Below are 6100 nucleotides of genomic sequence, written 5' to 3' on the forward strand. Positions count from 1 at the left end.
GAACAGAATTATCTGAACCTCAGAAATCCTGCTGATTTTTAAAGAATTGATAAAAAAAACACTCTCAAAAGAGAGCGTTCTAATAGATTACGTTTTCACTCGTCCCCCGGCAATGGAGATTCCTGTAACCCCAAGCAGCATCACGACAGCACCCGTAAGTTGCCAAACGCCAAGAACGGCACCGAGCCAGATAACTGATACGATCATCGCCGTCAGCGGTTCGAAACTTGAGAGAATACTTGTTTCAATCGGAGATATGAACTTCATGCTAGCGAGGAACAGCAAGAAAGCCACCGTACCCACGACGATGATTCCAAGCAACATCATTGCAATTTTCCAGTCAAACAAATATTGGAAATCCCGAATCATCATGACAGGGTTCGTAATCAGCAATGCGGCTCCTCCGATAACCATCGCCCAACCGATTGATAGCAAGACGCCCCATTCCTGCATGAGACGAACTGGATAAAGCGTATAGAATGTAAATGCGAATCCTACTGCAACTCCCCAGAATACAGCACTCGGACTTAAACTGAACCCGGATAACGAGCCATTTGTCAGCAAGAGGAATAGGCCACCTAATGTGACAAACATGCCGATGATTTGCGCTACAGGCGGGACGAATCGCTGCCGTATCGAAACGAATAGGATGACGTAGATTGGCGATAGGAATTGGAACAGTGTTGCAATAACTGCATTACTCTGTGCGATTGCTGAAGTGAATGAAAACTGGACACCTAGCATACCTACAACTCCGAATATCAGCATTTGGCGTGCCCATACTTTTTGGCGCCAAGGTCGTGTCACTTGTTTTCCTTTAATTTTCAAATAAGCAAGTAGCAACAATCCCGCTATGAGTAGTCGAACTGTCAGCAAAAATGAAACGGACATCTTACTATGCTCAAGCGTCCATTCCATCATCGGACCTGATAGTCCCCATAATGATGCTCCGATAATAATCATCGCTAGTCCTTTTATCCGTTCCATTAATCCACCTTCATTTCTATAAAGTCTACCTATATCAAATTACTCTATTTTTATTTTCATTTATAGGTGAAAAGTTCTTAGTTTTCCTATATACTAGTCTTATGAACTAGTTGAAAGGGGAACGCGGCATGACCATCTCACGAGAACAGAATGATCTAGGCTTACCCGATATCCGTCGCAGTCTCGATCATTACTATATGGTAACCCGAACTGATGCTGAAGGTCTCGTAATTTCGGTAAATAAAAATTTTCTGAACGTGAGTAACTGGACGCCTAAACGAATTTTAGGTAAAACCATTTGGCAAATGTTTGATGAATCCAAGCAAGCACAAGATGCTATCCATATGATTTGGGAACAGCTCAAAGAAGGTAAAACCTGGTTCGGTACTGCTCAAAAGCTGAAACGCTCGGGTGAGACGTACTATACGAATTTACTCGCCGTCCCTTCCATGACAGAGGATGGTATGCTAGAAAGCACTATGTTCCTTGAACTGGATATTACCGAAGAAGTACATTTGAAAGAGCGTCTCGAACAGATTGCCTTCATCGATGTAGAAACTGGCTTAATGAGTCGCCATAAGTTAGAAGTCCTTGTAAATGAAATGATCAAAGAAGAAAAAAGTTTCTCGTTTGTCTATTTGTCCATCGATCATTATTACACACTTAAAGAACTTCAGGCGGGAACAGCTGAAACAGAGCTCACTCAAGCCTTTGCAAACCGTCTAAAACGCTACTTCCAAGATAATCCCATTGCACGTGTCGGGGGTAGTCAATTTGTTATACTGACACCTTTTGGCGACTGGTACGTCCAAGGATTCTTGGAGTTCCTCGAGCAACAGCCTATCTATGTGGGCAACGAAGCATTGCCTCTTTCGATAAGCGGCGGGATTGCACGCTACCCAGAAGACCAAAAAAGCTTTGTGAATTTGATCGAAGCATCCGCAATGACGTTGGAGGAAGTCCGGCAGCAAGGCGGCGGTAAAATTGTTTCTTTGTCCGCTTCCTCTCACAAGGTGCTTGACCGCCGTTCTCTCATTAATCGTAAATTGTTAACCGCACTTGACCATAACGCGTTGCAAGTCGTCTATCAGCCACAATATGACATTGCTTCAGAGAAAATCTCGGTCTACGAAGCACTTGTAAGATGGGAAGACGACGAGCTTGGCACTGTAACACCCGATGAGCTTATTCCAATTGCAGAAGCAAATGGGCTAATTGCCAATATCGGTGCGTATGTACTAACCGAAGCAGCACAATTAGCTGTAAAGTTGGAAGAGAAGGAAGGTAACCCCCACGTCTCAGTTAACACATCCGTTCGTGAGTTTTCCAACAACCCGATGAAAGACAACATTCTCAGTATCCTGCAAGAAACGTCTTGTCGTCCCAATCAGCTTGAGTTGGAAATCACGGAGAAGTTCGCGTTCCAAGCTGAAGAAGAGCAATCCATCATTCAGCAGATGAAAGAATTACAAGATGCTGGTGTTGAATTCATCCTCGATGACTTTGGTACAGGCTATGCGTCATTCCGCTATATGCAACATTTGCCGATTTCAAAAGTGAAAATTGACAAAGTTTACATGAACAGCCTGCTGACGCATCCGAAAACGCAGCAACTTGTTGAAGGGATGATCCAATTCAGTAAGTCGATGGGTCTTTATACAATCGCAGAGGGAGTCGAACATAAAGCACAATACGACTTGCTAAAAACGATGGGAATTGACGCGGTCCAAGGCTATTACATCGGTGCGCCTGTGCCTGCAGAAACTCTATTGAAATGAACCTAACAAAAAGAGCTTTTCCGAACGCCCTCACCAGGCAAGCGGAATTGCTCTTTTTTATGAAGTAGGTTGTCATTTCGATTTGAATCGTTGCGTCTTATCCCACCCAATCACTTGGCGATTCTTTTTCGCTTTCACATACAAAATCAGGCTCCGCACGAACAAATACGAAAATAGCTGAGCATACGTGAAATACATGATGACGCTGATGAACACATTGAGTGGCGTAAAGGTCCGTTGTGTCGCTTGGGCGGCAAACAGCTGCGTCGTGTACACGATGTATGCTAGATACCAGATGAACAGCAATGGATACGTATACTCGATATAGAAGATATCCAAGATTCCAAGAGCAAACCACACATACGAAATGATAAGGAACAACCAAAAGATTACGTAAACAAGTAACTGGTGAATCGAATGGACGAGTAACTTCCCTTTGAAATAGCCCGGTTCCGTTAATGTCTTTTCAACAATGTATAAGTTCCCTTGCAACCAACGTGTACGTTGTTTCAAGTAGACTCCTAGCGTTTCAGGCTCCTGCTCCCACGTGATGGAATCAGGGACAATCGGTAAATAATATCCCGCCTTCGTGATCCGAAGTGTCAGTTCTGCGTCCTCCGCAATGGCGTATGGATCATATCCACCCAGTTCTTCTATAACACTGCGTTTAACGAGCATATTCGTTCCTGTCAAAGAGCCCGTTTTAAACAACTGCCAACGCCCCGATTGCATGAGCAATTGAAACACTTGAAACTCAATTGAAATCATACGGGTCAGCCAATTCTTTTGTTCGTTAATCGTCCTCACGTAGCCAACAGCGCCTGCAGACTGCTTGTTTTTCTCAGCCGTCGCAACCAGCTTAATGAGTGCTTCGGAATCAGGCTGATTATCCGCGTCATAGACGCAATAATATTTATTTGATGAAATACTCAATCCATGGTTGAGCACACGCGATTTCCCACGCGGTTCTCCAGGTGGTACCTGAATATGGTGGACGTTTTTGAAGGTTGTTGCAAAATCTCCTGCAATGTCTCCGGTTTCATCTGACGAATTATCGTTCAACACATATATTTGCAAATCTCCCGGATAATTAAGTGCCGTCATCGCTTCGATCGTATCTTTGATAACGACTCCTTCGTTATGCGCGGGAATTAAGATATCAACGCCAGGATATGACTCCAGTTCCGGAATCTCCTGCCTCTTTAATCGATTGTATAGTCCCGCTAGTGTCAATAGTGAGTAGTAACCTAATAATGTTAAAAACAAAGCAGTTGTGAAAAACAATAGGATTCTTACATTTAAAATCGCCGCCAAGACAAGACCTATAAGAAAAACGATAGCTAAGCTGAGCAGAATTAGAAGACGCTTATTCATCGAATCACCAACAATTCTTCAATGGAATGCTCCCCTTCGATTTGACGGACGTTCCAGTTAATCTGCTCAAATGCACCCTCTTCGATTTGTCGTTGCATTGCTTCTTTTAACCGTCCTTCGACAATCTTGAATCCTTCATCACTTATATTCTGCAATAACACAACAATCGTTTTGTCATCAAAATGCCCTACAAGATCATAATGCTTCCGCAATGTGCCGAAGATGACTGACGAGCAAGCAATCAGTGCTTGTTTGCGTGCCACTTTTCGAATTTCCGATAAATCCACTTGAACGAAATAGCCGGGCTCCCCATGCCGCGCCATTGTAGACAACACTAAGGATGATTGCTTTTCGAATTCTCTTTTCGTCAATACGCCATGTTCAGAAATATATTCTTGTAACTCTTCGAGACGATTTTTCAAGGCTCTATTTTCTGACCGATACGAATACACGTACTTTGCAATACTGTAAAGAGCAAAGAGATGCAGTAAAAATAAAAAATGCGTACCAATGCCGGCCGCTTGCTCACCTGGAGACCATCCTTCTGTAAATGCCCGGTACAAAAAATAGAAGACTGTTGTTAGCGTTAATAATATAAAAGCGAAAAAAGCCATGCGGTCAGTCACCATAAAAAACAGGGCGGCTACTCCAACAAAACCAAGCATTACGTACAATGAATTCTGATCACTTTGCAACCATAGTAACACCACAGCAGATGCTAGCCAAACGGTTGCAGCTACCGGCATTTGTAGTCGTTGCCATAGGGTAACACTCTTCACATCAACATCCCCCCATTTGATACTACTATTAATCTTACTCTTCCCTAATAGTATATTCAAAAACACATGAGGTTTGCTAGTGCTTCTTATGGGAATACTTTGACTAGATACCCTGTTAGGAGGATTTTGCAGATGACAAAAGACAAATACGAAAAGATTGATGAAAACGTAAAACCCCAGACACAGGAACAGCAACCTGGCGTGGAAGAGGAGATGTCACCTCAGCCGATTTACGATGATGAATTGTATAAAGGTTCCGGAAAGTTAGCCGGGAAGAAAACGCTGATCACTGGAGGAGACAGCGGAATCGGTCGTGCAGTTGCCGTCGCTTTCGCAAAAGAAGGCGCAGATGTCGCGATTGCTTACTTAAGTCCTGAAGAAGATGTCGATGCGGATAAAACCGTTGAACTTATTAAGAAATACGGTGGGAAGGCGTTTGCAAAAAGAATAGACATTAGTGAAGAGGAAAACTGTGAAACATTAGTGGACGCAGTCGTTGAAGAATTTGGCGGTCTCGATGTGCTCGTGAATAACGCCGGAAAACAATTCCCACAAAAATCACTGCTTGATATTTCCGGGGACCAATTACGCGAGACTTTTGAAACAAACTTTTTCGGACTCTTTTATTTAACTAGATTCGCTTTGCCACATATGAAGGAAGGAAGCTCGATTATCAACACATCTTCAGTCACCGCTTACAATGGTTCTCCCGGATTGCTTGATTACTCGGCAACCAAAGGGGCTATCACAACATTCACGCGCTCACTAGCATTGAACTTAGCAGACCAAAAAATTCGTGTGAATGCAGTCGCACCTGGTCCGATTTGGACACCACTCATCCCTTCGACGTTCGATGCGAAGACCGTTGAAAAGCACGGAGACGATACACCGATGAAGCGTCGCGGCGAGCCCGCTGAAAACGCACCCGCTTACGTGTTTCTCGCTTCGAACGATTCTAGCTATATGACTGGCCAAACGATTCACGTCGATGGCGGAGATTTTGTTGGATCGTAAATCACTATGAAAAGCAGCGACTTCTGTTGAAGATCGCTGCTTTTTTCATTGGATAAGAATGCAAACTGAGCATAGTGAGATAGCCCACTAAAAACAAGCGCAGCGCACCCAATTAATCCCTTAACGTAGTTGAATTGTGTCCCGATGCCGATTAATTCATCCATCTTG

6 protein-coding genes are annotated in these 6100 nt (G+C 43.6%); 2 read left to right on the forward strand and 4 right to left on the reverse strand.

Annotated elements, in window-relative coordinates; all coding sequences use genetic code 11:
- Positions 1–87 precede the first annotated feature (87 nt).
- The gene (locus ACR65F_RS04095; RefSeq protein ID WP_440503372.1) at positions 88–987 is read right to left on the reverse strand and encodes an EamA family transporter; all 900 of its coding nucleotides are present in this window, start codon (positions 985–987) and stop codon (positions 88–90) included.
- 128 nt (positions 988–1115) lie between these two features.
- Between ACR65F_RS04095 and ACR65F_RS04100 the strand changes: the two genes are divergently transcribed.
- Positions 1116–2765, forward strand: a complete 1650-nt coding sequence (locus ACR65F_RS04100) for a sensor domain-containing protein (protein WP_440503373.1) — start codon at positions 1116–1118, stop codon at positions 2763–2765.
- A 72-nt stretch (positions 2766–2837) separates the two neighbouring features.
- Here the strand turns inward: ACR65F_RS04100 and ACR65F_RS04105 are convergent, their stop codons facing one another.
- Entirely contained in the window at positions 2838–4139 is a 1302-nt protein-coding gene (locus ACR65F_RS04105) for a glycosyltransferase family 2 protein (protein ID WP_440503374.1), read from the reverse strand.
- On the reverse strand, positions 4136–4918 hold the full coding sequence (locus tag ACR65F_RS04110; protein ID WP_039042705.1) for a GGDEF domain-containing protein: 783 nt from the start codon (positions 4916–4918) through the stop codon (positions 4136–4138). The genes ACR65F_RS04105 and ACR65F_RS04110 overlap by 4 nt, the downstream gene beginning before the upstream one ends.
- A 132-nt stretch (positions 4919–5050) precedes the next feature.
- Here ACR65F_RS04110 and ACR65F_RS04115 point away from each other — a divergent pair, with 132 nt between their 5' ends.
- Positions 5051–5932, forward strand: coding sequence for an SDR family oxidoreductase (locus ACR65F_RS04115; RefSeq protein ID WP_039042704.1), 882 nt, complete (start codon positions 5051–5053; stop codon positions 5930–5932).
- Here the strand turns inward: ACR65F_RS04115 and ACR65F_RS04120 are convergent.
- Positions 5899–6100 (reverse strand): hypothetical protein (locus tag ACR65F_RS04120; protein ID WP_440503375.1); only part of this gene is annotated, 202 nt, incomplete at its 5' end. The two genes, ACR65F_RS04115 and ACR65F_RS04120, sit on opposite strands and share 34 nt — an antisense overlap.

Source organism: Sporosarcina sp. SAFN-010 (assembly GCF_059415065.1).

Excerpts from the sequence above, each read along its gene's own strand:
- ACR65F_RS04095 (WP_440503372.1), bottom strand. The coding sequence starts at position 987 with ATGGAACGGATAAAAGGACTAGCGATGATTATTATCGGAGCATCATTA.
- ACR65F_RS04100 (WP_440503373.1), top strand. The coding sequence starts at position 1,116 with ATGACCATCTCACGAGAACAGAATGATCTAGGCTTACCCGATATCCGT.
- ACR65F_RS04105 (WP_440503374.1), bottom strand. The coding sequence starts at position 4,139 with ATGAATAAGCGTCTTCTAATTCTGCTCAGCTTAGCTATCGTTTTTCTT.
- ACR65F_RS04115 (WP_039042704.1), top strand. The coding sequence starts at position 5,051 with ATGACAAAAGACAAATACGAAAAGATTGATGAAAACGTAAAACCCCAG.